Source organism: Nocardiopsis baichengensis YIM 90130, from assembly GCF_000341205.1.
Classification (GTDB): Bacteria; Actinomycetota; Actinomycetes; order Streptosporangiales; family Streptosporangiaceae; genus Nocardiopsis_A; species Nocardiopsis_A halophila.
Map to the genome: position 1 here is coordinate 76,895 of NZ_ANAS01000022.1, position 26,462 is coordinate 103,356.

The 26,462-nt window shown below is 75.5% G+C and carries 22 protein-coding genes and 1 pseudogene; 11 read left to right on the forward strand and 12 right to left on the reverse strand.

Features of this window, described 5'->3' with window-relative positions; translation table 11 throughout:
- The first annotated feature begins 26 nt into the window (after positions 1-26).
- Positions 27-824 carry a protein phosphatase 2C domain-containing protein gene (locus C892_RS0118475; protein WP_017558377.1) on the forward strand — a complete coding sequence of 266 codons (798 nt, stop codon included), beginning with the start codon at positions 27-29 and terminating at the stop codon, positions 822-824.
- On the opposite strand, the gene C892_RS0118480 is transcribed toward C892_RS0118475, so the two are convergent.
- Positions 821-1,555: a hypothetical protein gene (locus tag C892_RS0118480; protein WP_239647434.1), complete on the reverse strand. Its 735-nt coding sequence runs from the start codon at positions 1,553-1,555 to the stop codon at positions 821-823. The two genes, C892_RS0118475 and C892_RS0118480, sit on opposite strands and share 4 nt — an antisense overlap.
- A gap of 470 nt (positions 1,556-2,025) precedes the next feature.
- Here C892_RS0118480 and C892_RS0118485 point away from each other — a divergent pair, with 470 nt between their 5' ends.
- Positions 2,026-4,587, forward strand: a complete 2,562-nt coding sequence (locus tag C892_RS0118485; RefSeq protein WP_152513425.1) for an ATP-binding protein — start codon at positions 2,026-2,028, stop codon at positions 4,585-4,587.
- Positions 4,587-5,264, forward strand: coding sequence for a response regulator (locus C892_RS0118490; RefSeq protein ID WP_017558380.1), 678 nt, complete (start codon positions 4,587-4,589; stop codon positions 5,262-5,264). The genes C892_RS0118485 and C892_RS0118490 overlap by 1 nt, the downstream gene beginning before the upstream one ends.
- 19 nt (positions 5,265-5,283) lie before the next feature.
- On the opposite strand, the gene C892_RS0118495 is transcribed toward C892_RS0118490, so the two are convergent.
- Both C892_RS0118495 and C892_RS0118500 read right to left on the reverse strand, forming a co-directional pair.
- Entirely contained in the window at positions 5,284-6,396 is a 1,113-nt protein-coding gene (locus tag C892_RS0118495; RefSeq protein WP_017558381.1) for a glycerophosphodiester phosphodiesterase family protein, read from the reverse strand.
- A gap of 145 nt (positions 6,397-6,541) precedes the next feature.
- A complete protein-coding gene (locus tag C892_RS0118500) occupies positions 6,542-7,474 on the reverse strand; it encodes an aminoglycoside phosphotransferase family protein (RefSeq protein WP_017558382.1) in 933 nt (310 codons plus the stop codon).
- 277 nt (positions 7,475-7,751) lie between these two features.
- On the opposite strand from C892_RS0118500, the gene C892_RS0118505 reads away from it, so the two are divergent.
- Entirely contained in the window at positions 7,752-9,794 is a 2,043-nt protein-coding gene (locus C892_RS0118505) for a heavy metal translocating P-type ATPase (protein ID WP_017558383.1), read from the forward strand.
- A 12-nt stretch (positions 9,795-9,806) separates the two neighbouring features.
- Here C892_RS0118505 and C892_RS0118510 read toward each other — a convergent pair whose 3' ends face one another.
- Both C892_RS0118510 and C892_RS0118515 read right to left on the reverse strand, forming a co-directional pair.
- A complete protein-coding gene (locus C892_RS0118510) occupies positions 9,807-10,070 on the reverse strand; it encodes a hypothetical protein (RefSeq protein ID WP_051060563.1) in 264 nt (87 codons plus the stop codon).
- A gap of 69 nt (positions 10,071-10,139) precedes the next feature.
- Positions 10,140-10,829 (reverse strand): sirohydrochlorin chelatase, encoded by a 690-nt coding sequence (locus C892_RS0118515; protein ID WP_017558384.1) that lies wholly within the window; start codon positions 10,827-10,829, stop codon positions 10,140-10,142.
- A gap of 784 nt (positions 10,830-11,613) precedes the next feature.
- On the opposite strand from C892_RS0118515, the gene C892_RS0118520 reads away from it, so the two are divergent.
- The 3 genes from C892_RS0118520 to C892_RS0118530 all read left to right on the forward strand — a co-directional run bounded on the left by C892_RS0118520 (position 11,614) and on the right by C892_RS0118530 (position 14,256).
- Entirely contained in the window at positions 11,614-12,423 is an 810-nt protein-coding gene (locus tag C892_RS0118520) for a nucleotidyltransferase domain-containing protein (RefSeq protein WP_017538379.1), read from the forward strand.
- A gap of 61 nt (positions 12,424-12,484) precedes the next feature.
- Complete coding sequence (gene def, locus C892_RS0118525; protein ID WP_017558385.1) at positions 12,485-13,060, forward strand: peptide deformylase; 576 nt, start codon at positions 12,485-12,487, stop codon at positions 13,058-13,060.
- Between the two features lie 224 nt (positions 13,061-13,284).
- On the forward strand, positions 13,285-14,256 hold the full coding sequence (locus tag C892_RS0118530; RefSeq protein ID WP_017558386.1) for a coiled-coil domain-containing protein: 972 nt from the start codon (positions 13,285-13,287) through the stop codon (positions 14,254-14,256).
- Positions 14,257-14,309: 53 nt separating this feature from the next.
- On the opposite strand, the gene C892_RS0118535 is transcribed toward C892_RS0118530, so the two are convergent.
- The 3 genes from C892_RS0118535 to C892_RS0118545 form a co-directional block, all read right to left on the reverse strand.
- The gene (locus C892_RS0118535; RefSeq protein WP_017558387.1) at positions 14,310-15,554 is read right to left on the reverse strand and encodes an MFS transporter; all 1,245 of its coding nucleotides are present in this window, start codon (positions 15,552-15,554) and stop codon (positions 14,310-14,312) included.
- A gap of 25 nt (positions 15,555-15,579) precedes the next feature.
- Positions 15,580-16,371 (reverse strand): alpha/beta hydrolase, encoded by a 792-nt coding sequence (locus C892_RS0118540; RefSeq protein ID WP_017558388.1) that lies wholly within the window; start codon positions 16,369-16,371, stop codon positions 15,580-15,582.
- 91 nt (positions 16,372-16,462) lie between these two features.
- On the reverse strand, positions 16,463-17,551 hold the full coding sequence (locus tag C892_RS0118545) for a CPBP family intramembrane glutamic endopeptidase (RefSeq protein ID WP_239647435.1): 1,089 nt from the start codon (positions 17,549-17,551) through the stop codon (positions 16,463-16,465).
- 184 nt (positions 17,552-17,735) lie between these two features.
- Between C892_RS0118545 and C892_RS0118550 the strand changes: the two genes are divergently transcribed.
- The 3 genes and pseudogenes from C892_RS0118550 to C892_RS32805 form a co-directional block, all read left to right on the forward strand.
- The gene (locus C892_RS0118550) at positions 17,736-19,910 is read left to right on the forward strand and encodes an elongation factor G-like protein EF-G2 (RefSeq protein ID WP_017558390.1); all 2,175 of its coding nucleotides are present in this window, start codon (positions 17,736-17,738) and stop codon (positions 19,908-19,910) included.
- A 351-nt stretch (positions 19,911-20,261) separates the two neighbouring features.
- Positions 20,262-20,945, forward strand: a complete 684-nt coding sequence (locus C892_RS0118555) for a formylglycine-generating enzyme family protein (RefSeq protein WP_040685498.1) — start codon at positions 20,262-20,264, stop codon at positions 20,943-20,945.
- Between the two features lie 131 nt (positions 20,946-21,076).
- Positions 21,077-21,196, forward strand: a pseudogene (locus C892_RS32805) (hypothetical protein); the annotation flags it as partial.
- Positions 21,197-21,219: 23 nt separating this feature from the next.
- Here the strand turns inward: C892_RS32805 and C892_RS32315 are convergent.
- Entirely contained in the window at positions 21,220-21,933 is a 714-nt protein-coding gene (locus tag C892_RS32315) for a hypothetical protein (protein WP_017558392.1), read from the reverse strand.
- Positions 21,934-22,063: 130 nt separating this feature from the next.
- A complete protein-coding gene (locus C892_RS30725; protein ID WP_083934414.1) occupies positions 22,064-22,282 on the reverse strand; it encodes a helix-turn-helix domain-containing protein in 219 nt (72 codons plus the stop codon).
- Positions 22,283-22,582: 300 nt separating this feature from the next.
- Between C892_RS30725 and C892_RS0118570 the strand changes: the two genes are divergently transcribed.
- A complete protein-coding gene (locus tag C892_RS0118570) occupies positions 22,583-23,350 on the forward strand; it encodes an SDR family oxidoreductase (RefSeq protein WP_017558394.1) in 768 nt (255 codons plus the stop codon).
- A gap of 107 nt (positions 23,351-23,457) precedes the next feature.
- Here the strand turns inward: C892_RS0118570 and C892_RS0118575 are convergent, their stop codons facing one another.
- Together C892_RS0118575 and C892_RS0118580 are read right to left on the reverse strand one after the other, a co-directional pair.
- Entirely contained in the window at positions 23,458-24,258 is an 801-nt protein-coding gene (locus C892_RS0118575; protein ID WP_017558395.1) for a M48 family metallopeptidase, read from the reverse strand.
- A 127-nt stretch (positions 24,259-24,385) separates the two neighbouring features.
- Positions 24,386-26,332, reverse strand: a complete 1,947-nt coding sequence (locus C892_RS0118580; RefSeq protein ID WP_017558396.1) for an amidohydrolase — start codon at positions 26,330-26,332, stop codon at positions 24,386-24,388.
- Positions 26,333-26,462 lie beyond the last annotated feature (130 nt).

A 26,462-nucleotide genomic window follows, 5' to 3' on the forward strand; every position in this document is an offset into this window, starting at 1 on the left:
CTCCGGCGGGCGCGTACAGTGCCCGCGTGGACATCGCATGGGCCTCGCGCCCCGGGGCGGGCGCGCACAACGAGGACGTGGCCGCGGCGGGGGCCGGCTGGGCGTTCGTGCTGGACGGCGCGACCGCCCCGCCGGGGGCCGCCGACGCCTGCCGGCACGGGGTGCGCTGGACGGTGCGGCGGCTGGCCGCCGAGCTGGCGGCGCTGCTGGGCGCCCCGGCGGCCCGGAGCGCCCCGGGGGCGGTGCTGGCCGGAGCGCTGGAGGAGGCCACCGTGCGCACCCGGGCCGCGCACGGGCCGGGCTGCGACCCCGACCACCCGGACGCCCCGTCGAGCACGGTCGCGGCGGTGCGCGCGGTCCCCGGCGGGCTGGAGTACCTGGTGCTGGCCGACTCCGCGGTGCTGCTCCCGGTGCCGGGCGGCCCGCCGCGGGTGCTCACCGACGACCGCCTCGACCGGCTGCCCGGGGGCCGCCCCTACCCGCCGGGGCTGGTGCGGTCGCTGCGCAACGCCCCGGGCGGGTTCTGGGTGGCCGGCTCCCGGCCCGACGCCGCCCGCGAGGCGCTGACCGGGGTGCACGCCTTCCGCGCCGCGCCGGACGGCGGCGAGGACCGGCGGTTCGCCCTGCTCACCGACGGGTGCACGCGGCTGGCCGAGCGGTTCGGCCACGGCTGGGACCGGGTGTGGAAGTGCGCCGAGGACGAGGGGCCCGAAGCGCTGATCACGTGGGTGCGCGGCGAGGAGGAGGGCGCCCCGCCCTCCCCCGGCAAACGCCACGACGACGCGACCGCGCTGTTCGGGCGGCTCGACCCGGTGCGCGCTTAGGCGGTCTCGGCCTCGCTCCTCAGCGCGGAGTCGACCTGCTCGGCCAGCTCCACGGCGAGGCGGGCCTTCTCCTCGGCCTCTTCGTCGTCGCCGTAGTAGGTCACCCCGACGATGACGTTGGACGTGCGGAAGACCGCCGTCCCGAACTCCCAGTCCTCGCCGAGGAAGGAGTCCTTCAGCACGAAGGCCCGCTGCTCGTCGCCGACGGAGATCGGTTCGGTGCCCAGGATCTCCCGGCTGTGCTCATCCTCGGACTCCGAGGAGCCCGAGGAGCCCGAGGAGCCCGAGCCGCCGTCCTCCTGGTCCTCCAGCTGGTCGTCGAGGTCCTCCACCTGGTCCTCGAAGAAGCGGGCCGGCTTGCGGTAGTCGTCGTCGCGCGTGGCCGGGTCGAAGAGCTCGGCCCACATGCCGAAGGCGGGTTCGTCCCCGCCGCCCGCGCCGGTGCAGCCCAGCGCCTGGACGACGTCGTCGTCACCGCTCTCGGGGCCGCCGGGGCTCTCGTCGACCTCCGTGCCCTCCAGGTCGCCGATGCGGGCCAGCGCGTCCTCGGGCAGGAGGTCGTCGCAGCCGGGCAGGCCCGCGTAGGCCGGGCCGGTCCGGGTGGTCAGGATGACGACCGTCACGACGGCGACCAGCACCAGCGCGGCGCCGCCCGCGGCCAGCCCGATGAGCAGCCCCTTGCGGTTCGGGGGCTGCCCGGCCCCTCCTGGCGGCATCCCTCCGGGAGGCATCCGGCCAGGGGGCGTGCCGCCGGGCGGAGGCCCTGCGGGCGGGGGCGTCGGCCCGCCGGGGGCACCGGGGCCACCGGGGAACGCCGGACCTCCGGGCGTACCGGGGAACGGCGGGCCGCCGTGCGGACCGGGGCCGTGCTGACCGGAGCCGTGCTGACCAGGGTCCTGGGGACCGGACGGGGGGTAGGGGGGACCGGCGGCCATCGTGGGGACTCCTCAGGGGGTTCTCGGGGGAGGGGGAGGAAACGCCCGACTGGGCGGGCGCGATCCACCGTACACACCGGCGGGGTCGCCCCCGGCACGTGACGACCGGCACACCGCCCGTCAGGGGTGCGTTAAGAATCTCCGCTTCCTCCCCGTCACCCCCTTCAATGGCGTTTCGGGCGGGTTCCCGCCCACCGAGGGGCCACCCGCCCGCCGGACGGGCCGATCACGGAAGAGCAGTGGAAGACCAGGCGAAATCACCCACAATGGATGGTGTGACACGAGGACGGCTGCGCATCTACCTCGGGGCGGCGCCCGGGGTGGGCAAGACCTATGCCGCGCTGAGCGAGACCCGCAGGCGCGCCGCCCGCGGCACGGACGTGGTCATCGGCTTCGTCGAGACGCACGGCCGCGGCCGCACGGCCGAACTCACCGAGGGTCTGGAGGTGCTGCCGCGCCGCCGGATCGCGCACCGCGGGACGGAGTTCGAGGAGTTCGACGTCGACGCCGCGCTGCGCCGCGCCCCGAAGGTGGCCCTGGTCGACGAGCTCGCGCACACCAACGTCCCGGGCAGCCGCAACGCCAAGCGCTGGCAGGACGTCGAGGAGCTGCTCAACGCCGGCGTCGACGTCGTCTCCACGGTGAACATCCAGCACCTGGAGTCGCTGAACGACGTCATCAAGCAGATCACCGGCACCCGGCAGGGCGAGACCATCCCCGACGAGATCGTGCGCCGCGCCGACCAGATCGAGCTGTGCGACATGTCGCCCTTCGCGCTGCGGCGCCGCATGTCGCACGGGAACATCTACCCGGCGGAGAAGGTCGACGCCGCGCTGTCCAACTACTTCCGCGAGGGCAACCTGACCGCCCTGCGCGAGCTGGCCCTGCTGTGGGTGGCCGACCGGGTCGACGAGGGCCTGGCCCGCTACCGGGGCGAGCACAAGATCCGGCACACCTGGGAGGCCCGCGAGCGGATCGTGGTCGCCCTGACCGGCGGCCCCGAGGGCGAGACCCTCATCCGCCGGGCGGCGCGCATCTCGGCCCGGCTGCGCGGCGGCCACCCCCAGCCCAGCCACCTGATGGCGGTGCACGTGGCGGCCGGGGACGGCCTGGCGCGGGTGGCCACCGAGTCGCTGGTCCGCCAGAAGCGGCTGCTGGCCGAGCTCGGCGGCACCTACCACCAGGTGATCGGCGACGACGTGCCCACCGCGCTGCTGGAGTTCGCCCGCGGGGTGAACGCCACCCAGATCGTGCTGGGCTCCTCCCGCCGCCGCTCCTGGCAGTACGTGTTCGGTCCCGGCGTGGGCGCCACCGTGGCCCGCGAGTCCGGCGACATCGACGTGCACATCGTCACCCACGAGGAGGTGGGCAGCGGCCGGGGGCTGCCCCCGCCCCTGCGCGGGGCGATCGGCCGCGCCCGCGCCGCCTGGGGCTGGGCGATGGCGGCGCTGCTGCCGCCGCTGCTGGCAGGGCTCCTGCACCTGCCGCCCTTCAACGCCCTGGGGCTCACCACCGACCTGCTGGTGTTCCTCACCGCCACCGTCGGGGTGGCCATGGTCGGCGGCCTGTGGCCGTCGATCGTCTCCGCGGTGTGGGGCAGCGTCCTGCTGAACCTGCTGTTCCCCCCGCCGCTCTACCGGGCGACCATCACCGACGCCGACAACACCATCGCGCTGGGGGTGTTCGTCTTCGTGGGGGTGCTCGTGGCGTTCGTGGTCGACCTGTCCAAGCGCCACTCGCTCGCGGCCGCCCGCGCGCGCTCGGAGGCCTCCACCATCTCCCTGCTGGCGGGGAGCGTGCTGGCCTCGGAGAATCCGCTGCGCGCGCTGCTGATCCGGATCCGCGAGACGTTCACGCAGCGCTCGGTGGCGCTGCTGGAACAGCAGGACGACGGGTCCTGGTCGCTGGTGGAGAGCCACGGCGACGCCCCCTGCGCCACCCCGGACGAGGCCGACGCCCTGGTCTCGGTCAGCGACTCCCTGGCGCTGGCCCTGCGCGGCCGCGTGCTGCCCGCCTCCGACCGGCAGATCCTCAGCGCGTTCGCCAGCCACATCGGCATCGCCCTGGAGCGCCAGCGGCTGGCCCGGGACGCCGCGCTGGCGCGGCGCCAGGCCGCCGGGAACAAGATCCGCACCGCGCTGCTGGCCGCGGTCTCCCACGACCTGCGCACCCCGCTGACCTCCATCAAGGCCAGCGTCTCCAGCCTGCGCTCGCCCGAGATCCACCTGGACGAGGCGGACCGCGGCGAACTGCTGGAGAACATCGAGGAGTCCACCGACCGGCTCAACGGCCTGGTCGGCAACCTGCTGGACATGAGCCGGCTGCAGACCGAGTCGGTCACCCCCAAGATCCGCGAGGTGGGGCTGGAGGAGGTGGTCCCGGCCGCGCTCATCGGCGTCCCCCCGGCGGAGGTGGAGGTGGACGTGCCCGACGCGCTGCCGCGGGTGCGGGTCGACGCCGGGCTGCTGGAGCGGGCGGTGGCCAACGTGCTGCAGAACGCGGTGCGCCACTCCCCCGCCGGCGGGCCGCCGGTGCGGGTGGCCGCCAGCGCCCACGAGGGGGCGGTGGAGCTGCGGATCGTGGACCACGGTCCGGGCGTGGACGACGAGTACAAGGAGCGCATCTTCGAGGCCTTCCAGCGCCTGGGGGACGCCCCCCGCGGGACCGGAATCGGCCTGGGCCTGGCCGTGGCCCGCGGGTTCGCCGAGGCCATGGACGGCGGGCTGGCCGCCGAGGACACCCCCGGCGGCGGGCTGACCATGGTCTTCACCCTGCGCTCCGCGGCCCGGCCGGGCGCGGGGCCCGAACCGGAAACCGAGGACGCCTGATGCGGATTCTCGTCGTCGACGACGACGCCCAGATCATCCGGGCCATGCGGATCAACCTGCGCGCCCGGGGCTACGACGTGGACACCGCCTTCGACGGGGCCTCGGCCCTGCACGCGGCGGCGAAGAACCCCCCGGACGTGGTCCTGCTCGACCTGGGCCTGCCCGACATGGAGGGCGGCGAGGTGATCGAGGGGCTGCGCGGCTGGACCCAGGTGCCCATCATCGTGCTCTCGGCGCGCCACTCGGCCAGCGAGAAGGTGCGCTCGCTGGACCAGGGGGCCGACGACTACGTGACCAAGCCCTTCGGCATGGACGAGCTGCTGGCCCGGATCCGCGCCGCCCAGCGGCGCTCGGCCCCGGTGGAGGAGGCCCCGGTGGTGGCCGCCGACGCCTTCACCGTGGACCTGGGGGCCAAGCGGGTGAGCCGGGACGGCCGGGAGGTGCGGCTCACCCCCACCGAGTGGCACATCCTGGAGATCCTGGCCCGCAGCGCCGGACGACTGGTGAGCCAGCGCCGGCTGCTGCAGGAGGTGTGGGGCCCGGCCTACCAGAGCGAGACCAACTACCTGCGGGTCTACATGGCGCAGCTGCGCCGCAAGCTGGAGCCGGACCCGGCCCACCCCCGCCACCTGATCACCGAGGCGGGGATGGGCTACCGGTTCGAGAAGAGCGGCTGAGCCGCGGGGCGGGCGCGCCTCAGGCGCGCTCGTCCAGGTACTCCTCGCGCGCCTGGCGCAGGTGGTCGGGGTTGTCGGAGAACACCCCGTCCACGCCGGTGCGCAGCACCTCCACGTAGTAGGTTCGGTGGTCGCCGTAGGCGGTGGGGCCGCCGCCGGTGCGGTACCCCTCGGGCAGGAAGCCGTTCTCGCTGCGCAGGGTGTAGGGGGTGACCAGCAGGCCGCGCTCGTGGGCGTCGTCCACCAGCGCGGTGGGCTCGGCGGCCCGGCCGTCGTCCCCGATGGGCAGCACCCAGCGCAGGTCGGGGCCGATGGCCTCGGCGTACTCGGCGATCCCGTCGAGCGCCCCGGGGGTGGTCAGCTCCTGCTGCCCGGAGCCGATGAGCTGCACCACGGGGGTGTCGACCAGGCCGTCCACCTCGCGCGCGCTGTCCGGCTCGAAGGACTGCACGATGACCGGGGCGTCCTCGCCGTCGAGCCCGTGCCTCTCCAGCGAATCGGCCAGGGCCCTCTCGGTGTCCAGGCCGATGGAGTCGAAGTAGGCCCCGTGCTTGAGCTCGGGGATCAGCATGACGTCCCGGTAGCGGGGGTGCTTGGTCATGATCCTCCACTGGAGGACGACCTGCTCCCAGGTGGGGATGCGGAAGGCGCCGTCGAAGCGGGTGTTGTCGGGGCGGATGCCGGGCACGCGCTCCTTCGCGCGCAGCGTCCTGATCTCCTTGAGCGTGAAGTCCTCGGAGAACCAGCCCGTGACCGAGCGCCCGTCGATGGTCTTGGTGGTGCGCCGGTCGGCGAACTCGGGGCGGTCGGCCACGTCGGTGGTGCCGCTGAGCTCGTTCTCGTGGCGCACCACGAGGCGGCCGTCCTTGGTGGGCACCAGGTCCGGCTCCACCACGTCGGCGCCCATCCGGTAGGCCAGCCGGTAGGCGGACAGGGTGTGCTCGGGGCGGTAGGCGGAGGCGCCGCGGTGGGCGATCACCCAGGGCTCGTCGAGGAGGGACTCCCCCGCGGCCGCCGGGTCCGGGCGCTCGGCCGGCTCGGCGGCGGCGGCGGGGGCCTGCAGGGAGGCGAGCATCGCGCCCGCGGTGGCGGCGGTGGCGGCCAGGGCGATCCATCTGGGGGTGCGCGGCATGGGTCTCCTTATGTCCGCAGGTGGTGCACGGGCATGGGACGTTTCCGCACCCGCGCGTCGCCGGGCTTCACTCGGCTTGAACGAAAGCCCACGCGCGACGGAAAAGTAAACGGGCGGTCCGTTCGTGGCCAGGGCCCCGCGCGCCTCACGCACCCCCGTCGGCCAGCTCCATGAGGAAGGCGAACTGCGCGCCGCCGGCGCGGCCCCGGTCGGCCAGGGCGGCGGCGTAGACCGGCGCGAGCGCGCGGCACCACTCCAGCAGCCGTTCCTGGGACACCCCCATGGCCTCGGCCAGGGTCGCGGCCCGCGTGCGGGCCTCGTCGCGGCTCCGGGTCCGCCACAGGACCCAGTCGATGCCGTCGGCGGCGGGGTCGCCCAGGCAGGCCCGGGGGTCGACGGCGACCAGGCCGCGCTCGGGCCCGCCGTCCAGGACGTTGCCGGGGTGCAGGTCGCCGTGGAGGGGGACGCTGTCCTCCTCGCCCGCGCCGTGCGCCAGGGCGCGCGCCCAGGCGTGGCCGTGGTGCAGCAGGGGGGCGGGCACCAGGTCGGCCGCGGGCCCCTCGGCGCGCTGGCGCTCCCACAGGTCGAAGACGAACTGCATGCGGTTGACCAGGGGGTTGAGCTCCATGCGCTCGCGCCGGGAGACGGGGACCGCGTGCAGGTCGGCGATCAGCCCCCCGATCTCGCGCATGGACGGGACCTCCTTGCCCATGGCGACCGTGCGGCCCTCGCCGATGGCCTCCAGCAGGATGGCCCCGCGGGCCTCGTCCACGGCCCACACCCGCGGCACCCGGCGGGTGCCCTCCCACAGCCGCAGGACGCGCGCCTCCGAGGTGCCCATGCCGGCGTCGGGCGAGACCTTGAGGATCGCCGCCGAACCGTCGGAGCGGGTGCAGTGCAGCACCACCGAGGTGCGGCCGTGCGGGGCGGGGCCGGCGACCTTCAGGTCCCAGGCGCGGGCGAGCGACGCCACCAGGTCGGGAAGCTCCTCCAGCCAGGCGGACGCGCCGCCGCCGAACCTGCGCAGCAGGCGCTCTCGCTGCCGGTCGTCGACCAACTGCGCTGTGACGTTGCTCATGGGTCCACCTTAGGGATCGGTCCGCCTCGTGCTCAGGGGTTCGCCGTCGCCCCCGTGCCGGCGCCGTGGGGTTCTCCCGGCCGCCCCCGGTGCCTCCGGCGCCGCGGGGAGACCTACCCACGGGCACCGGTGGTCTATACCCCTGCCCTCCGGGGCGCCGGGCCCGGTGTCCGGACACGCCGCACCGCACCCTTGACGCGTTCATACCCCCTAGGGGTATAAAGGAAGGAGGTCGGCGGCACCGCCGATCCCACATCCGAGCAGGGAGGCGGATCACATGGAGGCCGACCACGAGGACCACGGAGGCGGCCGGCAGGGCCACGGCGGACACGGGGGGCACGGTGGACACGGCGGGCACGATGACCACGCCGCCGCCTTCCGCAGCCGGTTCTGGCTCAGCCTGGTCCTGGCCCTGCCGGTGGTGGCGACCAGCCCCATGGTCGCCGGGTGGCTGGGCTACACCGTCCCCGGCGCGCTGGTGTGGGTCCCCCCGCTCCTGGGCACGGCGGTCTTCCTCTACGGCGGGTGGCCCTTCCTCAGCGGCGCCGTCGCGGAGCTGCGCCCTCCGCGGCCGGGCATGATGACCCTGGTCGCGATGGCGATCACCGTCGCCTTCGCCGCCAGCCTGCTCTCCTCGCTGGGCGTCGCCGGCCGGGAGCTGGACTTCTGGTGGGAGCTGGTCCTGCTGGTGGTCATCATGCTGCTGGGCCACTGGCTGGAGATGCGGGCGCTGGGACAGGCCTCGGGTGCCCTGGAGGCCCTGGCCGAGCTGCTGCCGGACACCGCCGAGCGGATCGGCGGCGACGGCGCCGCCGAGGAGGTGCCCATCGCCGACCTGCGCTCCGGCGACACCGTGCTGGTGCGCCCGGGCGGGCGGGTCCCGGCCGACGGCGCGGTCTCCGAGGGCGGCGCCGCCATGGACGAGTCGATGATCACCGGCGAGTCGCGCACCGTCCGCCGCGGGCCGGGCGACACCGTGGTCGCCGGCACCGTCGCCACCGACTCCTCCGTCCGGGTGCGGGTGGAGGCGGTCGGCGAGGACACCGCACTGGCCGGGATCCGGCGCCTGGTCGCCCAGGCCCAGCAGTCGCGCTCGCGGGCCCAGGCGCTGGCCGACCGCGCGGCCGCGCTGCTGTTCTGGTTCGCCCTGGCCGCCGGGGTCCTCACCGCCGCCGTCTGGGCCGCGCTGGGCAGCCCCTCCGACGCGGTCACCCGGACCGTGACGGTGCTGGTCATCGCCTGCCCGCACGCGCTGGGACTGGCCATCCCGCTGGTGACCGCCATCTCCACGGCCAAGTCGGCCCGGGCCGGGATCCTGGTCAAGGACCGGCTGGCACTGGAGCGGATGCGGCGGGTGGACACGGTGCTGTTCGACAAGACCGGCACCCTGACCAAGGGCAGCCCCGCGGTCGCGGACACCGCGGCGGTGCCCGGGCGCACCGAGGACGGGGTGCTGGCCCTGGCCGGGGCCGCCGAGGCCGACTCCGAGCACCCGCTGGCCAAGGCGATCGTGCGGGCCGCCGCCGAACGCGGGCCGGTGCCCGGCGCCGAGGACTTCCGCTCCGAGACCGGGCGCGGCGTGCACGCGCGCGTCGAGGGCGCCCGGGTCTCGGTCGGCGGGCCGTCCATGCCGGCCGAGCAGGGGCTGGAGGAGCCCCCGGCGCTGGCGGAGCGCACCGCCGACTGGCGGGCGCAGGGCGCCACGGTGCTGTACGTGATCACCGACGGGGAGGTCGCCGGGGCGCTGGCCCTGGCCGACGAGGTCCGCCCGGAGTCCGAGCAGGCCGTCCGCGACCTGCACGGGCGCGGGGTGCGGGTGGCCATGGTGACCGGGGACGCGCGCAACGTCGCCGACGCGGTCGCCTCCCGGCTGGGCGTGGACGAGGTCTGGGCCGAGGTCCGCCCCGAGGACAAGGACGCGGTGGTGCAGGAGCTGCAGGGCCGCGGGAGCACCGTGGCCGTGGTCGGCGACGGGGTGAACGACGCCCCGGCCCTGGCCCGCGCCGACGTGGGCCTGGCCATCGGGGCCGGGACGGACGTGGCGATCGAGTCGGCCGGGGTGGTGCTGGCCTCCGACGACCCGCGCGGGGTGCTCTCGGTGCGCACCCTGTCCGAGGCGGGCTACCGCAAGATGGTGCAGAACCTGGCCTGGGCCGCCGGGTACAACGTCGTGGCGGTCCCGCTGGCGGCGGGCGTGCTCGCCCCGGTCGGGTTCGTGCTCCCCCCGGCGGTGGGGGCGGTGCTGATGAGCCTGTCGACCATCGTGGTGGCCCTCAACGCCCAGCTCCTGCGGCGGGTGCCCCTCAAGCCCGGCGCGTAGGGCGCCTGCCCGCTACCGCTGCGGGTGCCCGGGAGGCGGCGGAGGCTGGCCGGGCCCCTGCTGCGGATACCCCGGAGGGGGACCCTGCTGCTGCGGGTGGCCGCCCGGGCCGGGCGGCGGACCGGGCTGCGGCTGCGGCGGGTAGGGGGGCGCACCCTGCGCGGGCGCCTGGGGCCGGGACCTGCGCGAGGCGATGGCCACCGCCGCCACGATCCCGGCGACGACCAGGACCGCGATCGCGATGAACACGATGATGAGGAGCGAGGAGACCATCATGGGGGCCAACGTACCGGAGCGGGCGCCGCGCACGGCGCGGCACCCGCTCCCGGTGCGGTGCGGCCGCCCTCAGGCCGCCAGCCGTGCGGTGGCGGCCCGGTGCTTGGCCAGCAGGGTGTCGACCACGTTGGCGCAGGGCCACAGCGGCGGGGTGACCAGTGCGTCCAGCTCGTGCAGCCGCTCGGAGCCGGCGTCGGCCACCAGCCGCCAGGAGGCCACCGCCACCCGGCCGCGGCCGGCCCCGCGCAGCCGCTCCACAGCGTCGGCCACGGTCGGCGCCCACGCCCGCACGTAGCCCACCTGGACGGGGGCGCGCAGGCGGCGGCTGAGCATCCGCGCCACCTCGGCCACGGACTGGCGCTCCTCCGGGCTCTCGCCGCCGTCGGCGGCCAGCACCACGCCGTCGCCCGGGGTCCAGCCCCGGTCGGCCAGCCGCCCCGCCAGCTCCCCGACGACGGAGGGCACCGCACCCAGCGGCGCGGTGGCGCACACCCCGCCCCCGGCGTCCGGGCCGGCGCCCAGGTCCAGGGCGGCGTACAGCTCGGCACTGTCCACGCAGCCCCCGGCGACATAGGCGGGCACCACGACCTTGGGCCCGTCGACGGCGTCGAGTTCGCGCTGCACCTCCTCTCGGGCGCCGAACGCCGGGACCACCGGCGCCTCGCCCCGCCCGGCGACCGCTCCGGCCAACTCGTACAGGGATTCCGCGCGGTGGGCGTCTTTCGCGTCGTCGGCCACGAGGACCATGGTGGGGACCATTACCGCCTCCTCTTCGATCGCCGTGCCGCCGGCCGTCGTTGAATACTAGGGTCCGACGGTTTCACTCCCATGACCTGGTGTTACGCACCGGAAAACTCACCGGGCGCGCCGGGGCGCGGTGAGGGGGAAGCCCCGGCCGCCGCAGATCACGGCGGCGCATGGCGGGTGGCCAGGTCACGAGTGGGCTCAGTGGCGATGATAGGGCGTTCTGCGGATTTTCTCGATTTGGAATTCACGCCTTCCTCTCCACTCTCTCCAGGACGCTTCAGAAGCGTCGGCGACGCGCGCTCCGGAACCACGAAGGCTACTCCGGAACACCGATCCGACAAGCTCTCCAGAGAAGAGCCGGCGCCACACCGCACACGGCTCCGCGAGTTCACCGGGGAAACCCTGAATACCCATGGGAACGCGAACGACAAACCTTTACAAAATTCTTCCGCGACTATCCGCATGCCGAAACGGGAAACGAACGTGCACCTGGGCGTGCACGGCCCGGAACCGCAGATCGGACGCCTATTTCCCATTTGCAATCCCGCATCAGCCGCTCATAGCACGTTCCACACTCACCGTCAAGGGGGAGCGCACCACTTTCGCAAGTCGTCCGCGCACCTCCTGACGTGGGGAGACAGGACGCAGATGCGGCGTGACCACTTGCCATCGGTGCGCACGCCGCCCAGACTTGGTGCCGTGACGAGGAGGGACGCGGAGCGCTCGGCTCCGAGCGCCCGGGATCGCCCGGACGACGCGTCTCCTCCCGCCCCGAGCAGACTCTGGAGTACTCCCGATGGTGATCCACCCGCGTGTGCAGGCGCTGGCCGACGAGTTCCTGCGGAACGCGGACGCCGAGGCGCCCGGTCTGGTGCAGGGCCTGTACCTGACCGGGTCGGTGGCGCTGGGGGACTTCCGGCCGCACACCAGTGACGTGGACTTCGTGCTGGTCACCGACGACGCCCCCACCCCGCAGGAGCGCGCGGCGCTGCGCCGCGCGCACGGCGCCACCCGGGCCCGCGTGCACCGCCCCCAGTTCAACGGCATCCACGTCACCTGGGACGACCTGACCCGCGACCCGGCGGCCTGCGGCCCGGTGGCCGCGGTGGTCGGCGGCCGGTTCCGCGACTCCACCCGGGCCGAGGTCAACCCGGCCACCTGGCACGTGCTCGCCGAGCGGGGGGTGGCGGTGCGCGGACCGGTACCGGTGGAGCTGGCCGTCAGCGACCAGCGGGAGAGCCTGCGCGCCTGGTCCCTGGGCAACCTGGAGGAGCAGTGGCGCCGCTGGCGGGCCAAGGCCGGCCGCCTGCTGACCCCGCGCGGGCTGGCCGCGCTGGGCTCGCTCGCCCCCTCGTGGAGCGTGCTGAGCGTCTCGCGCCTGCACTTCACCCTGCGCACCAGCGAGATCACGTCGAAGTCGGGCGCGGGGTCCTACGCGCTGCACGCCTTCCCCGGGCACTGGCACCGCATCGTCAACGAGTGCCTGCGGGTGCGGCGCGGCAGCGAGCAGCCCTCGCTGTTCGAGAACGCCCTGGAGCGGCGCCGCGCCGCCCTGGACTACATCGAGATGGTCATCGACGACGCCCTGGAGCCCACGACCGCCTGAGGCCCGCCGCCCGGCGCCGTTCCCGGAGCGCCCGCACGGCCGTGGCAATAGGCTGGAGGGCATGAGCAAGCGCCCCATCGTCCGTTTCGGCGACCCCGTCCTCGTCTCCCCGACCACCCCCGTCACCCGGTTCGACCGGCACACCCGGGCCCTGGTCGACGACCTGCTGGACACGGTGGACGAGCCCGGCCACGCCGGGGTGGCCGCGCCGCAGATCGGCGTGGGGCTGCGGGTGTTCAGCTACCGGGTGGACGGGGCGATCGGCTATGTGATCAACCCGGAGATCGCGGAGCTGTCCGAGGAGGTCCAGGACGACGAGGAGGGCTGCCTGTCGGTGCCGGGGCTGTGGTTCCCGACACGGCGCGCGATGCACGCCACCGTCCGCGGCGTGGACCTGCGCAACGAGCCGGTGACGGTGAGCGGGTCGGGCCTGATGGCGCGCGCCCTGCAGCACGAGACCGACCACCTGGACGGCACGGTGTACCTGGACCGGCTGGAGGCCGAGACGCGGCGCCGGGCGCTGCGTGAGGTGCGTCGCTCCGACTGGTTCCTCTCGGCGGACGCCCCCGCCTCCCCGTCGCCCCTGTCGGCGCCCGGAACCGCGCGGCTTCCCGGCGCTTTCGGCGGCACGGGCTGACCGGGCGCCGGACGTCCGTTCCGCCGGATTCGTGCGGGTCGGACGGGAAACGTGGCGACTCGCTAGGCGGATAACGGCAGGATCACGTATGGTGTGGCGCAGCATCGCGCGGCCCCCGGGTCTCAGCCGCCCCTCCCGCTGAGCACCCTCCCGGGCGGGCCGAACGCAGCCCCTCCCCGACGGAGATCCTTCACGTGACGCGAACCCACAGACTCCCGACCCGTGTGCGCGCCGGCGCCACCGTCATCGGCGCCGCCGCAGCCGCCTCCCTGCTGATGGCGGCCCCCTCGGCCTACGCCGACGACGACGAGCCCAGCCTGGAGGAGCTCAACTCCGAGGCCGACGGCCTGGAGGAGGAGCTCGACGGCGAGCTCGTCGTCTACGAGGAGGCCCAGACCGCCGCCGAGAAGGCCCAGAAGCGGCTGGCCGAGGTCGAGGACCGGTACGACGAGGCCCGCTCGAACGTCACCGAGCTCGCCGCCGCCCAGTACAAGGGCAGCGGCATCGACCCCGCCATGGAGGTCGTGATGAGCAGTGACCCGGACCTGACCCTGGACAGCGCCGCGATGGCGGGACAGGTCTCCTACAACAACGGCGAGCGGCTCCTGGCGCTGTCGGAGTCCAAGGCCGAGCTCGAAGAGGCCTCGGACAAGGCGGACGCCAAGCTCGACGAGGCCGAGGAGATCGTCGACGAGCTCAAGGACCGGCAGGACGAGATCAAGGAGCGCATCGAGCGCTACGAGGCCGAGCAGGTCCCCGAGCCGCCCGAGGACGACTCCGGCGGCGGGGACGGGGGCGGCACCGGCGGCGGGCCGGTCCCCGACCGCCTCAAGGGCTGGGGCTTCGACGGCGCCACCCCGCGCATGGCGGCGATCCGCGACGAGGTCATCGCCAATTTCTCCCTGCCCTACGAGGTGGGCTGCGTGCGCTCCAGCGCCGACGACCACGGCACCGGGCAGGCCTGCGACTTCATGATGAGCGCCGGCGGGGCGATGCCCAGCTCGCAGAACGCGCAGATCGGCCAGAGCGTGGCGAACTACGCCCAGAACAACGCCGACCGGCTGGGCGTGAAGTACGTCATCTGGGAGCAGAAGATCTGGGACTCCCGCAACCCGGGCGCCGGCTGGAAGCCGATGGAGGACCGCGGCAGCGTGACCCAGAACCACTACGACCACGTGCACATCTCGTCCTTCTGACGGACGTGGCGGCCCTGGGCCCTCCCCGCGCGCGGCGCGGGGAGGGCCCGGCGTCATGCGCCCCGGGGGCGGGCGGCCGCGGCGGCCGCGGGCGCGGAGGCCAGCACCACCGCGGCCGCGCCCAGGAACGCCGGGCCGTAGCCGGCGGCGCCGATCGCCGCGCCCAGCGCGACGGCCCCGAGGCCGGTCCCGCCGTCGAAGCCGATGTTCCACACCGCGCTGGCGGTGCCGTAGGAGCCCGGGCCGCCGCGCCGGAACATGGCGGTGATGGTGTCGTTCTGCACCGCCCCGAACCCGGCGCCGAACAGCGTGGCCCCCGCCACCGCCAGGCAGGCGGCCGCCCCCGCGGGCGCGGGGGCCCACAGCGCCCAGGCGGTCAGGGCGGCCCCCGCCGCGCAGGCGGCCACGCCCGGCAGCAGCAGCGCCGGGCGGCCCGTGCGATCGCTCGCCACCCCGGCGGCCCAGCGCAGCGCGACCGACCCGGCCCCGTAGCCGAGCAGCGCCGCCGCGGCCACCCAGGGCAGGTGCTCCAGGGGGAGGGACAGGAAGGTGAGGAAGCCCGCCGCGGCCGCGGCCGCGGCCAGCATCAGCGCCAGCGGGACCGCCATCGCCGCGGCCTGCTCCCGCCGGGAGGGGGCCGGGGCGCGGCCGGCCGCGTCGCCGGGGGCGCGGCCGGGGCCGATGAGGACCGAGGCGGCGGCGCCCACCAGCGGCAGCAGCGTCGCCGTCCAGAAGGCGGGGGCGAACCCCACCTGGAGGGCGACCCCGACGCCGGTGGACAGGAAGACCACGTTGGGCACGCCCACCGCCAGCCCGTAGTAGCCCGCGGCACGGCCGATCTCACGCGGTTCCACCAGCCGCGCCGCCAGCGCCGCCCCGGCAACGCTGAACAGGCCGAACCCGGCGCCGCGCACCGCGCTGACCGCCAGGACCGGGCCCAGCTCGCCCCAGACCAGCAGCAGCGGCGTGGGCAGGGCCATCAGCAGCGCGCCGGCCGGGAAGGTCCACCGGTAGCCCCCGGCCCGGCCCAGCAGCCAGGGCATGCCCAGCTGGGTGAGGACGGTGGCCGCCATGAACACGGCGGTGGCGGCGCCCGCCCCGGCCTCGGACGCGCCGTGGCGGACCGCCCAGAGCGGGACCAGGGGGAGCATCAGGACATAGCCGGTGAAGCTGGCGACCGTCGCGGCCACGAGCAGCCGGAAGGGCCGCCCGCGCAGCCCCGGCCGCCGCGGGCCCGCGGAACCGGGCGCGGGCTCGGGCACAGGGTCGGACGCGCTCTCCGTGGCGGGGGAATTCATCCGACGATGGTATCCATCAGGCCCCTCAGGCGGGCGGCGTGATCCGGTTGTCCGCGATCCACGCGGCGATGCGGGCGGCGCGCTCGGGCGTCACCGCCCGTTCGGCGTGGCCCATGCCGGCCTCGATCCACAGGTCGCCGGGGCCGCGGACGGCCTCGTGCAGGCGCCGGGCGTGCTCCAGCGGGAAGTAGGAGTCGGCGTCCCCGTGCACCACCAGCAGCGGGGTCGGGGCGAGGTGCGCGGCCATCTCGGTGGGGTCGGGCGGGACCGGGTCCCAGTGCCGGTCGGTCACCCGGACGCTGCGCGCGGCCCGCAGGAACAGCCGCCCCGCGGCGCGCTCGACCCCGAAGTGCAGCAGCCGCATCCGCGGGGTGCCCCGGTAGTACCAGCGGCTCGGGCCGCTGACCGAGACCGCGGCGCCCACCCCGCCGTGCAGGCCGGCGTGCCGGACCACCACGGCGGCGCCCATCGAGAAGCCGACGGTGGCGATGTCGGTGTACCCCAGGCCGCGCAGGTGGGCCACGGCGGCCTCCAGGTCGTGGACCTCCTCGTTGCCCACGGTGGACACGCCGCCGGAGCCGTAGTGCCCGCGGAAGTCGAACAGCAGCACGTCCCCGGCGGCCAGCAGGCGCTGGGCGATCATCCGGGTGTCGGGGCTGCGCCAGGACCCGGTGAAGCCGTTGGCGACCACGACCGCACTGGTCCGGCCGGGGGTGCCGCGCAGCAGCACCGAGTCGATGGGGACCCCGTCGGAGGCGGTCAGCATCCGGCGCTCGGGGAGGTTCGGGAAGGCGGTTCGCGAAGGTGCGTCGGTCACCCCACCATCGTGCCCGACCGGTTCGGGAATCAGCGGGAGTGGACCCCTGTGTCCCGGAGGGAGGGCGTGCACCACCACCGCGCCGGCCGGCTCAGTACCGGGGCGGCCACCCGCCCTCCTCGGAGGAGTGGGGCGGCCAGGGGGCCGCGCTCTCCGGCGGCGGGCCGGGGGCCGGCGCGTATCCGGGACCGGGCGGAGGCGGCCCGGGAGCACCAGGGGGCACCGGAGGCACAGGGGGCACCGGAGGCACAGGGGCACCGGCGGCCCCGGGGGCGCCGTAGGGGACGCCGTGCGCAGGGGTCGGCGCGTGCACCTCTCCGTCCCCGGGGTCCTCGGGCCCGTCCTCCCCGGCGGGCGCCTCATCGGCGGGCGCGGATCCGGCCGGGGCGCCGCGGGAGCGGCGGCCGCTGCGGTGGCCCCGGCGGCCCGCGCGGCCGGCGTGGCGCCGTCCCCGGCCGGTGAACAGCAGCGACCGGGCCTCCACCGCGATGTGCAGCAGGATCGGGACGATCAGGCTGCCGGTGCCCAGGTAGAGCACCATCAGCAGGGCGCCCAGGACGCCCGGGCCGACCAGGCCCCACCACCCCTGGTAGAGGTGGGCCAGCGCGAACAGCGCACAGGAGAGCACCGCGGCCGCCCACACCGGAAGGCCGAACGCCACCCCGAGGGCGGTGAGCAGCCCGCGGTAGAGCAGCTCCTCACAGATCCCCGCGGTCACCGCCAGGGCGGCGGCCGCCCGCCGCTCGCTCCGGGTCTGCGGCGCCAGTCCGGCGATGACGTCCCCGCCCGGCTCGGCCGAGGGGGCCAGCGACGGGCCGGGGCGGCCGCCGCGGGAGGCACGGGAGAGCACCCAGATCACCGCCAGCGCCAGTGCGAACCCCATCCCGGCGGCCACCAGCGGGCCCCAGGCCGAGGGGGCGCGCAGCCCCAGGTCGCCCCAGGAGACGCCGGGGGACAGCAGCACGGCGGCGACGGCGACGGCCGCCCAGGCCCACTGGATCCCCAGAGTCAGGCCGTAGAACCGGATGAGGGCGCGCGGGTCCCGCTCCCGCGTGGAGGCGACCCTGCGGTAGGCGAAGCGGCCCAGGACGGGCTCGCCGACCGCCGCGTACAGCAGCAGGACGGCGGCCAGGACGGTCCCGGCCGCACTGAATTCGGGAATGCTCTCGGACCACGGCACGGCCACAGCCTAGGAGATGCGCGCACCGGGGACGCACATTCCGGATCTTTCCGCCCGCCTCTGAACGCCCCCGGCCGACACCCCCGGTTCGACCCGCCGACACCCCCTTGTGATATGGGGCGCCGCGGGCGACCGTGGGAAGTGTCCTGGATCACATCCTGCGGACGAGAGAAGGTTGGGAAGCATGGCGGACAAATCCGGACCGGCGACCACCGGCAGGGCACCCGGGGCCGACCGGCCCGCGGACATCCGCAACGTCGTGCTGGTCGGCCCGAGCGGAGCGGGGAAGACGACGCTGATGGAGGCCCTGCTGCACGCCTCCGGCGCCACCGGGCGCCGGGGCCGGGTGGAGGACGGGACCACCGTCGGCGACCACGACGAGGCGGCGGTCCGGCAGAAGCGGTCGGTGGGGCTGAGCACGGCCCCGCTGTCGGCCGGCGGCCTGAAGATCACCCTGGTGGACACCCCCGGCTACGCCGATTTCCTGGGCGAGCTGCGGGCCGGCCTGCGCGCGGCCGACGCCGCGCTGTTCACGCTCTCGGCCCTGGACGGGGTGGACCCGCGGACCCGGCTGCTGTGGGAGGAGTGCGCCGCGGCGGGCATGCCGCGCGCCGTCGCCCTGACCCGGATCGACCACCCGCGGGCCGACGTCGCGGCCACCGTCGAGCAGTGCCGCCGGGAGCTGGGCGGCGGGGTGATGCCCGCCTACCTGCCGGTCTACTCCGGCGACGGCGAGGACCGGCGGCTGGACGGGCTGGTGGGGCTGCTCTCCCGGACCTTCTTCGACCACCGCCCCGGGGCGCCGGAGCCGGGCGCGTCCGGCGGGCCGGTCCCCGGGCACGTCGCCGCCGAGGTGGAGGAGCTGCGCAACGGGCTCATCGAGGAGGTCATCCAGGAGAGCGAGGACGAGGTCCTCATGGAGGCCTACATGGAGGGCGGCGAGCTGGACCCGGACCGCCTGGTCGCCTCCCTGGAGACCGCGGTGGCCCGGGGCGGCCTGCACCCGGTGGTGCCGGTCTGCCCGGTGAGCGGACCGGGCGTGGCCGAGCTGCTGCGGGAGCTTCCCGCGTCCACGCCGTCCCCGGCCGAGCGGCCGGTCCCGGAGGCCGTGGACACCGGGGGGCGGCCGGTCCAGGGGCTGGAGTGCGACCCGGACGGGCCGCTGCTGGCGCAGGTGGTGCAGACCGTCAGCGACCCCTACGTCGGCCGCATCAGCCTGGTGCGGGTGTTCTCCGGCACCCTGCACCCGGACGAGCCCGTGCACGTCTCCGGCAGCAGCCCGCAGGGGCGCGACCGCCCGGACCGGGACGGCGAGGAGCGCATCGGTGCGCTGTCGGTGCCGATGGGGCGGCAGCTGCTGCCCGCCGCCAAGGCCGTGGCGGGCGACATCTGCGCGGTCGCCAAGCTCTCCACCGCCGAGACCGGGGACACGCTCTCGGGCAAGGACCGCCCGCTGACGATCCGGCCGTGGGCGTTTCCCGAGCCGCTGCTGCCGGTAGCGCTGCGCGCGGCGTCCAAGTCCGACGAGGACCGCCTGGCGCAGGCGGTGGCGCGGCTGTCGGCCGAGGACGCCGCGCTGAAGGTGGAGGTGAACCCCGAGACCCGGCAGATGGTGCTGTGGTGCACCGGCGAGGCCCACCTGGACGTGGCCCTGGACCGGCTGAAGTCGCGCTACGGGGTGGAGGTGGAGACCGGGGAGGTGCGCATCCCGCTGCGGGAGACCTTCACCGTCCCGGCGCAGGGGCTGGGGCGCAACGTCAAGCAGAGCGGGGGGCACGGCGAGTACGGGATCTGCCGGATCAAGGTGGAGCCGCTGCCGTCCGGGGCGGGCCTGGAGTTCGTCGACGAGATCGTCGGCGGCGTGGTGCCGCGCCAGTACATCCCCTCGGTGGAGAAGGGGGTGCGGGCGCAGATGGAGAGCGGGGGGCGGACCGGGTTCCCGCTGGTCGACCTGCGGGTGACCCTCTACGACGGCAAGTCGCACTCGGTGGACTCCTCGGACATGGCGTTCCAGAAGGCGGGCCGGCTGGCGCTGCGGGACGCGGCCGAGCACGGCGAGACCGCGATGCTGGAGCCGGTGGACGAGCTGTCGGTGCTGGTGGACGACGCCTACGTGGGCGCGGTGATGAGCGACCTGGCGGCGCGGCGCGGCCGGGTGGTGGGCACCGAGCCGGTGGCGGGCGGGCGCACGCTGATCAAGGCCGAGGTGCCGGAGCTGGAGACGGTGCGCTACGCGGTGGACCTGCGGTCGGTGGGGCACGGGACCGGGTCGTTCAGCCGCCGGTACCTGCGCCACGAGCCGCTGCCGCCCGACCTGGCGCGCAGGTTCCGCGAGGAGGCCGGGACGAACGGGGGCTGAGCGGCGCGGGTTCCGGCCCCGCCGTGGGAGCGCTGTCCGGTGACGGCCACCACGGACACGGGGCGCGGTGCGTCATAGGGACATGGAGGCGCCGTGCGGACGGCACCGCCGCCGAGCGGGTCCGGCCTCCCGACCCTGTCCCCGAGCGACCGCCGCCCTGCAGCCCCGTGCCCGGGAACCGAAGCGAAAGCCGAGGGCCGCCATGTCCGACTCCCCTGCCACCGCCCCCGACAACGAGACCCCGCGCCGTTTCCCCGGCCAGGAGGGCCCGTCCAGGGCCCCGAACCCCTGACCCGACGCCGCCGGGGCGGCGGGCGATACGGTCGGCGTGTGCACATCGACATTCCGGCCATGGCCGAGATCCCCCCAGGGCGCGTGGTGCTCTCGGACCGGCGGACGCGGACGCGGTGGCCGGTCGACGTGGCGCCGTTCCTGCTGTCCGCCGCCCCGGTCACCCAGGAGTTCTACGCACAGGTGACGGGAGAGCGGCCCGGCGGCTTCCAGGGCGCCCGCCTCCCCGTCGAAGGCGTGTCCTGGACGGACGCGGTCCGGTTCTGCGCCGCGCTGTCCGAGCGCGAGGGCCTGCGCCCCGCCTACCGCCTCCGCCCGGACGGGAGCGGGGCGGAGTGGGACCCCGGCGCGGACGGCTACCGGCTGCCGACCGAGGCCGAATGGGAGCACGCCTGCCGTGCCGGGACGACCGGCCCGCGCTACGGCGAGCTCGGCGCGATCGCCTGGTACCGGGAGAACTCCGGGGGACGGATCCGCCCGGTGGGCGGCAGGCGCCCCAACGCGTGGGGGCTGTACGACATGCTGGGCAACGCCTGGGAGTGGTGCTGGGACCTCTACGACCCGCAGGTCTACGGCCCCTACCGGGTCCTGCGCGGGGGCGGCTGGGCCGACGCGCACTGGAGCTGCCGTGCCTCGGTCCGGCGCCGCAGCCACCCGGCGTTCCGCATCGACGACGTGGGCTTCCGCATCGCCCGCTCCGCGCCGGGGGAGGCCCCACGGCGGCCAGGCGCAGCGAGTCTGTGAGGCCGAGGGCGCCCTGAGGGCACGGGAGGCGGGCGATGACGCTGGTCGGCATGGACGACGGTGTGCGGCTCCGGACCGCGACCGACGGCTCGGGCGGCCCGCCGGTCGTGCTGCTCCACGGCGGGCCGGGGATGTGGGACTACCTCGCGCCCGTCGCCGGGCTGCTGACCGCGGATGCGGGCACCGCCACCGTGCACAGGTTCGACCAGCGCGGGTGCGGGCGCTCGGACGCCTCCGACGACCAGCGGATGGACCGGCTCGTCGCGACGGGCGCTCAGTGGGACGCGCCCCGCCGGGTGGATGCGAGGGTGCGGGCGGTCATGGCGGCGAAGGGGGTCAGCACCGCCGCCGTGACCGTCGTCGCCGCGATGGCGAACGCCAGGGCACCGTCCGGGAGCAGGAAGGCGTACAGGGGAGCGGACAGGACCAACAGGAATCCGGCTCCGGCCATGACCGCCCCGCCCAGGGAGTGGGAGGCGTGCCAGGCCGTTACGGCCTTTTCCAGTAGTGGGCCTCCGGTCGTTCCCGCGGGGACGGAGGGGGTCGCACGGCGGGCGATGGCCGGCATCGCCGCTCCGACACCGAGCAGGACGGCGCCGCACAGGGCCACCGCGGTCGGCGCCACCGGCAGGTCCGCCCCCGCGGCCAGTGCGGTCACGACGGCGTGCACCCCCGGGAAGACCGCCGACAGCAGCACGAGGAGCACGTTCAGCCCGGTGGTCCGCGCGGCGGGGGCGACCGCCCTCTCCCCAGGACCCGCCACCGTGACCAGCGTCGTGACCAGCGACGTGACCGTCAGATGCAGGAGTGGTACCGCCGCGGCGACGACCCACCGGGGGACCTCGGTCGCCGCGCGCCGGGCGGAGGCCTCCCGGGTGACGACGGCTTCCGGGATGCGGTCCCACCACCCCAGGCTCACCGCGAGCATTCCGACGAGGCCCAGCAGGGCGCACGCCGTTCCGGCGACGGGGACACGGGATCTGCGCATGGTCACTCCTCTTGCCGGGAGCGGCGGACGGGGGACGGCCACTCCCCGACGAGGCTAGGAAGCCGCCGTCGGCCGCACATCCCCCCGGCGTCATGGCGGGGGACATGCCGGAGGTCATGCCGGGCGGCCCTCAGATCCAGCCGTGGGAGCGCGCGATGTGGGCGGCGATGTGGGCGGCGATGTGGCGGTTGCCCGCGGTCAGCTTCGCCACGGCCGACGAGAGGTGGTCGCGCACCGTCCCCGGCGCCAGGAAGGCGCGGCGCGCGATGTCGGCGACCGGGGCGCCGTCCGAGGCCCGGGAGAGCAGGTCGGCCTCCCGCGCCGTCAGGGGCGAGTCCCCGGCGGCGATGGCGTCCGTACCGGGCCATCTGGAGGTCCAGGACGGCGACGTCGGGAGGTACCGCCTCCGCCTGCCGGGCGACCGTCCAGGCGAGCACCGCCGCCACGGCCCCCACCGGGACGGGCAACGCCCACCGGGTCGCGGTCTCCATCGCGTTCACGGCGCGCCCGGTAGCGGGGCGGCCGGTCGGTTCGTCCTGTCGTGAGGCGCCCATGGGGACGATTCTCGGTGCCTCGGTGCACGGCCGGGCGGATCCCAGTGTGGTCTGTCACGGGCCGCGGTTGTCACGTTCGCGGGTCCCGGAGTGTCATGGCGGGCATGAAGACGATTCTGGTCACCGGTGGGACGGGAACTCTCGGCAAGGCGGTCGTGCGGCGGCTCCAGGCAGCGGGACGGGAGGTGCGGGTGCTGAGCCGACGAGCGGACCCGGCCGGGGAGCAGGGGCGGCCCGACGGCGGGCCGGTGCGGTTCGTCGGCGACCTGCGCACCGGCGACGGGGTGGACGCGGCGGTGTCCGGCGCCGACACCGTCGTGCACTGCGCGACCATGCTCGGCCGGGACGACGTCCGGGCCACACGGGTGCTGGCCGAGGCCGCCCGGCGCGCCGGAGGCGACGCCCACCTGCTCTACATCTCGATCGCGGGCATCGACGCCATCCCCCTGCCCTACTACCGCGCCAAGCTCGCGGCCGAGCACGTCGTGGAGAACAGCGGGCTGCCGTGGACGATCCTGCGCACCACCCAGTTCCACGACCTCCTGGCGACGGTCTTCCGGGCGCAGCGCGCGCTGCCGTGGACGACCGTGCTCTCCGGGGTGCGCTTCCAGCCGGTCGACGTGCGCGACGTGGCCGACCGCCTGGCCGAGCTGGCCGAGAAGGGGCCGTCCGGCAGGGCGCCCGACCTGGGCGGCCCGCGGGTGCGCACCATGCGCGAGCTGGCGCGCGCCTACAGCGGCCGCCCGGTGCTGCCCGTGCCGCTCCCCGGCCGCATCGCCGGCGCCTTCCGCGCGGGCCGCAACCTGGTCCCCGGCAACCGGTCCTCCGGACCCGGCTTCGAGGACTTCCTGGCGGATCGGTGAGCGGCCCCGGGGCGGACCGGGGGTGTACCGACCGGCGCCGCCCCTGCCTTCCCCGGGTGCGGAGACAGGGCGGCGACGGAAAAGGCGGAGGGGAGGGAGCGGCGGCCTCAGAACACCCGGCCGGGGCGGGAGCGGTCCGCCAGGGCCTGGAAGCGCCAGGTGTTGACCGGGTGCGTGGACAGGAAGTTCACCAGCATCACGAACAGCCCGTTGTCGGTGTTCCCGCGGTCCGCGATCGCGTGGAAGTCCACCGAGGGGTACAGGTACTTGCCCGCCGCCAGGACCCGCAGGCCGTACATGCCCTCCGGGCAGAACCGGTAGGCGTGGTTGTCCGCCGTGTACTCCTGGGCGCGGTTCAGCGTCGCCCCGATGCCGGGGATCACGTTGGCCACCGACACACCGAACTGGCGCCAGAACGACCCGTGCCCCGCCGCGATGTGGCCGACCTCGTGGCCGATCACGAACCGCAGCGCATCGGCGTCGGCGAGCCGGCCGCCGACCTCGAACAGGTCGCTGTTGACCGCCACGTACCTCCGGAACCCGTGCCCGGAGGCGAAGGCGTTGATCTGCCCGTTGCCCAGCACGACGTAGGCGTCGGGCACCTTGTCCATGCCGAACGCGCGGGCCGCGTCGGCGACCATGCGGTGCGCCTCGGGGAACTCGGTCTCGGTGATCAGCACCCCGTTGACCCGCTGCTTGGCGTAGAGCTGCCCGCGCGCGAAGAACACGAAGGCCGGGATCGCCAGCAGCATCAGGGGCCGGCCGCCGTCGCCCTCGAACGCCCGCGTCACCGCTCCGAGCACCGCCAGGGCCGTCACCGACAGGCACAGCCCCAAGAGCATGTTCTCCCAGGGATGGCGCAGTTCACGGGCGCGCCGCCGGTCCCCCCACAACCACCGCTTGGCCATGCTCCCCATTCTGGGCGCACAGGCCCGGCTCGGCCTGTGGCCGCGCGGATAGAGGGGGATACGCGGGTCTGGAGGGACGGCGGTCCGGCCCGCCCGTGCCGGTGCGCGGGCGGGCCGGGGCCGGGCGCTAGAAGCGCTGCGGCGGGTCCTCGTAGCCGTCGTGGCCGTCGCGGCCGTCATCGCCCTGCCGGTCGCGGTCGAACCGCTCCTGGTCGAACCGGTCCTGGTCGAACCGGTCCGGGTACGGCTCGCCCTGCGGCGGCGGTGCGTCGCCGAAGGGGGCCCCGCTCGGCGGCGGTGCCGACACGGGCGGGCCGGAGGGCGGCGGCGCGGCGATCGGCGGGCCCTGCGGGGGCGGCGGGGCCTGCGGCGGCGCCCCGAACGGCTCGGAGGCGTAGGGGTCGGCCGGGTAGGGCTCGGGCGCCTGCGGCGCGGGCGGCGGGGCCGCGAACGGGTCCGGCTCCTGGTGGGGGGCGCCGTCGCCGATGTGGCCGCCGGGTCCCCCCTGCAGCGGAGGGGGCTCGGGCGCGGCGGGGTCCGCTCCCAGGTCCCACGGCTCCTGCCCGCCGGAGGCGGGCTCGGCCGGCCCCGGCTCCCCCATGGCGAGCAGCGCGTCCATGTCGGCCTGCCGGGTGGAGACCGGGGCCTCCGCGGCCTCGGGCGGGGCGTCGTAGCCGGGCAGGCCCTCCGTGGGCGGCATGGGCGGAGCGGGCGCGTGCAGCGGCGCCTGCGCCCCGGTCGCCGCCGCGGGGGCGTCGGTCCCGGTTCCCAGGTAGGTCAGCGCGGCCACGGTGAGCGAGGCCAGCCCCGCGCGCAGGGTGGGCTCGCGGTCGGGCGCGAAGTACGGGGAGTGGTTGCTGGGCACCCCCGAGAGCTTCTCGTAGGGGGTCTCCCCCGGGGCCTGCTGCCACACGTCGTGCGGCGTGCCGCCGATGAACCAGTACACGTACGGCACCGGCCGGGGGTCGCCCGGAAGGCCGAACTCGCCCACGTCCTCGCTGCCGGTGAACGGCTCGGGCATCTCGATGACGTAGTCGTCGCCGAAGTAGGCCCGGTGGGCGGCCATCACCTCGCCGGTGCTCCCCGGGTCGTTCTCGGTGGTCCCCGCCCGCTGGACGATGTCCACCTCGGGCTCGCGCGGCGCGCCGGAGGCGGCCGCCTCGGCCTTGACGATGCGCCGGATCGCCTCGTGCAGCTGGTCGGCGACGGCCGCGTTCAGCGCCCGGGTGTTGATCTCCAGGTAGGCCTCGTCGGGGATGATGTTGGCCTTGCTCCCCGCGCGCAGTACGCCGACGGTGGCCACGGCCATCTCGCCGGGGCTGACCTCGCGGGCGACCACGGTCTGCAGCCGGGTGACGATGTTGGCGGCGATGACCACCGGGTCGACGGTGGTGTGCGGCCGGGAGGCGTGCCCGCCGACCCCGTGCACCCGCACCCGCAGCACCGCGCCGGCCGCCAGGATCACCCCGGGCCGGTGGGTGACGAGCCCGGCGGGCTGGGGCCCCACGTGCTGGCCGAGCACCACGTCGGGGCGGCCGAAGCGGGTGTAGAGCCCGTCGCGGAGCATGCCCAGCGCCCCGTCGATGGTCTCCTCGGCCGGCTGGGCGACCACCATCAGCGTGCCCTGCCAGCGGTCCCGCGCCTGGGCCAGCAGGTCGGCGGCGCCGACCAGGCAGGCGGTGTGCACGTCGTGCCCGCAGGCGTGCATCACCGGCACGTCGTCGCCCTCGGGGTCGGTGCCCCGGGCGGTGCTGGCGTAGGGCAGGCCGGTCTTCTCCTCCACCGGCAGGGCGTCCATGTCGGCGCGCAGCATGACGGTGGGACCGTCCCCGTTGCGCAGCAGGCCGACCACGCCCGTCCCGCCGACACCGGTGTGCACCTCGAACCCGGAGGTGCGCAGCCACTCGGCGACCGCGCTGGCCGTGCGGTGCTCCTGGTGCGAGAGCTCGGGGTTCTTGTGCAGGTCGACGTAGAACCCCTCGACCGGGGGGAACACCTCGTCGACGAGGCTCATGACGGCGCCGCCGTGCTCGGCGGCGCGGGTGGGTTCGACAGCGTGCGGCACGTACTCCACCGCCTTCCGTTCTCCGTGATGCGCGGACCGGCGGTGGACGGCACAGGTCACCGGCACCTCGCCCGCCCGCCGATTCTCTCGCCCGCCCTGGGCGAACTCAAACGGGGGGTGGGCTCCCGCGGCCCCCGCC

What these genes read in the sequence shown, in the direction of transcription:
- C892_RS0118510 (WP_051060563.1), bottom strand. Translation starts at nt 10,070, where the DNA reads ATGATGGTCTCCTCGCTCCTCATCATCGTGTTCATCGCGATCGCGGTC.
- C892_RS0118555 (WP_040685498.1), top strand. Translation starts at nt 20,262, where the DNA reads ATGGCCGAGATCCCCCCAGGGCGCGTGGTGCTCTCGGACCGGCGGACG.
- C892_RS0118500 (WP_017558382.1), bottom strand. Translation starts at nt 7,474, where the DNA reads ATGAGCAACGTCACAGCGCAGTTGGTCGACGACCGGCAGCGAGAGCGC.
- C892_RS32315 (WP_017558392.1), bottom strand. Translation starts at nt 21,933, where the DNA reads ATGCGCAGATCCCGTGTCCCCGTCGCCGGAACGGCGTGCGCCCTGCTG.
- C892_RS0118515 (WP_017558384.1), bottom strand. Translation starts at nt 10,829, where the DNA reads ATGGTCCCCACCATGGTCCTCGTGGCCGACGACGCGAAAGACGCCCAC.
- C892_RS0118520 (WP_017538379.1), top strand. Translation starts at nt 11,614, where the DNA reads ATGGTGATCCACCCGCGTGTGCAGGCGCTGGCCGACGAGTTCCTGCGG.
- def (WP_017558385.1), top strand. Translation starts at nt 12,485, where the DNA reads ATGAGCAAGCGCCCCATCGTCCGTTTCGGCGACCCCGTCCTCGTCTCC.
- C892_RS0118570 (WP_017558394.1), top strand. Translation starts at nt 22,583, where the DNA reads ATGGCGGGCATGAAGACGATTCTGGTCACCGGTGGGACGGGAACTCTC.
- C892_RS0118495 (WP_017558381.1), bottom strand. Translation starts at nt 6,396, where the DNA reads ATGCCGCGCACCCCCAGATGGATCGCCCTGGCCGCCACCGCCGCCACC.
- C892_RS0118490 (WP_017558380.1), top strand. Translation starts at nt 4,587, where the DNA reads ATGCGGATTCTCGTCGTCGACGACGACGCCCAGATCATCCGGGCCATG.
- C892_RS0118505 (WP_017558383.1), top strand. Translation starts at nt 7,752, where the DNA reads ATGGAGGCCGACCACGAGGACCACGGAGGCGGCCGGCAGGGCCACGGC.
- C892_RS0118550 (WP_017558390.1), top strand. Translation starts at nt 17,736, where the DNA reads ATGGCGGACAAATCCGGACCGGCGACCACCGGCAGGGCACCCGGGGCC.
- C892_RS0118575 (WP_017558395.1), bottom strand. Translation starts at nt 24,258, where the DNA reads ATGGCCAAGCGGTGGTTGTGGGGGGACCGGCGGCGCGCCCGTGAACTG.
- C892_RS0118485 (WP_152513425.1), top strand. Translation starts at nt 2,026, where the DNA reads ATGGATGGTGTGACACGAGGACGGCTGCGCATCTACCTCGGGGCGGCG.
- C892_RS0118480 (WP_239647434.1), bottom strand. Translation starts at nt 1,555, where the DNA reads ATGCCTCCCGGAGGGATGCCGCCAGGAGGGGCCGGGCAGCCCCCGAAC.
- C892_RS0118535 (WP_017558387.1), bottom strand. Translation starts at nt 15,554, where the DNA reads ATGAATTCCCCCGCCACGGAGAGCGCGTCCGACCCTGTGCCCGAGCCC.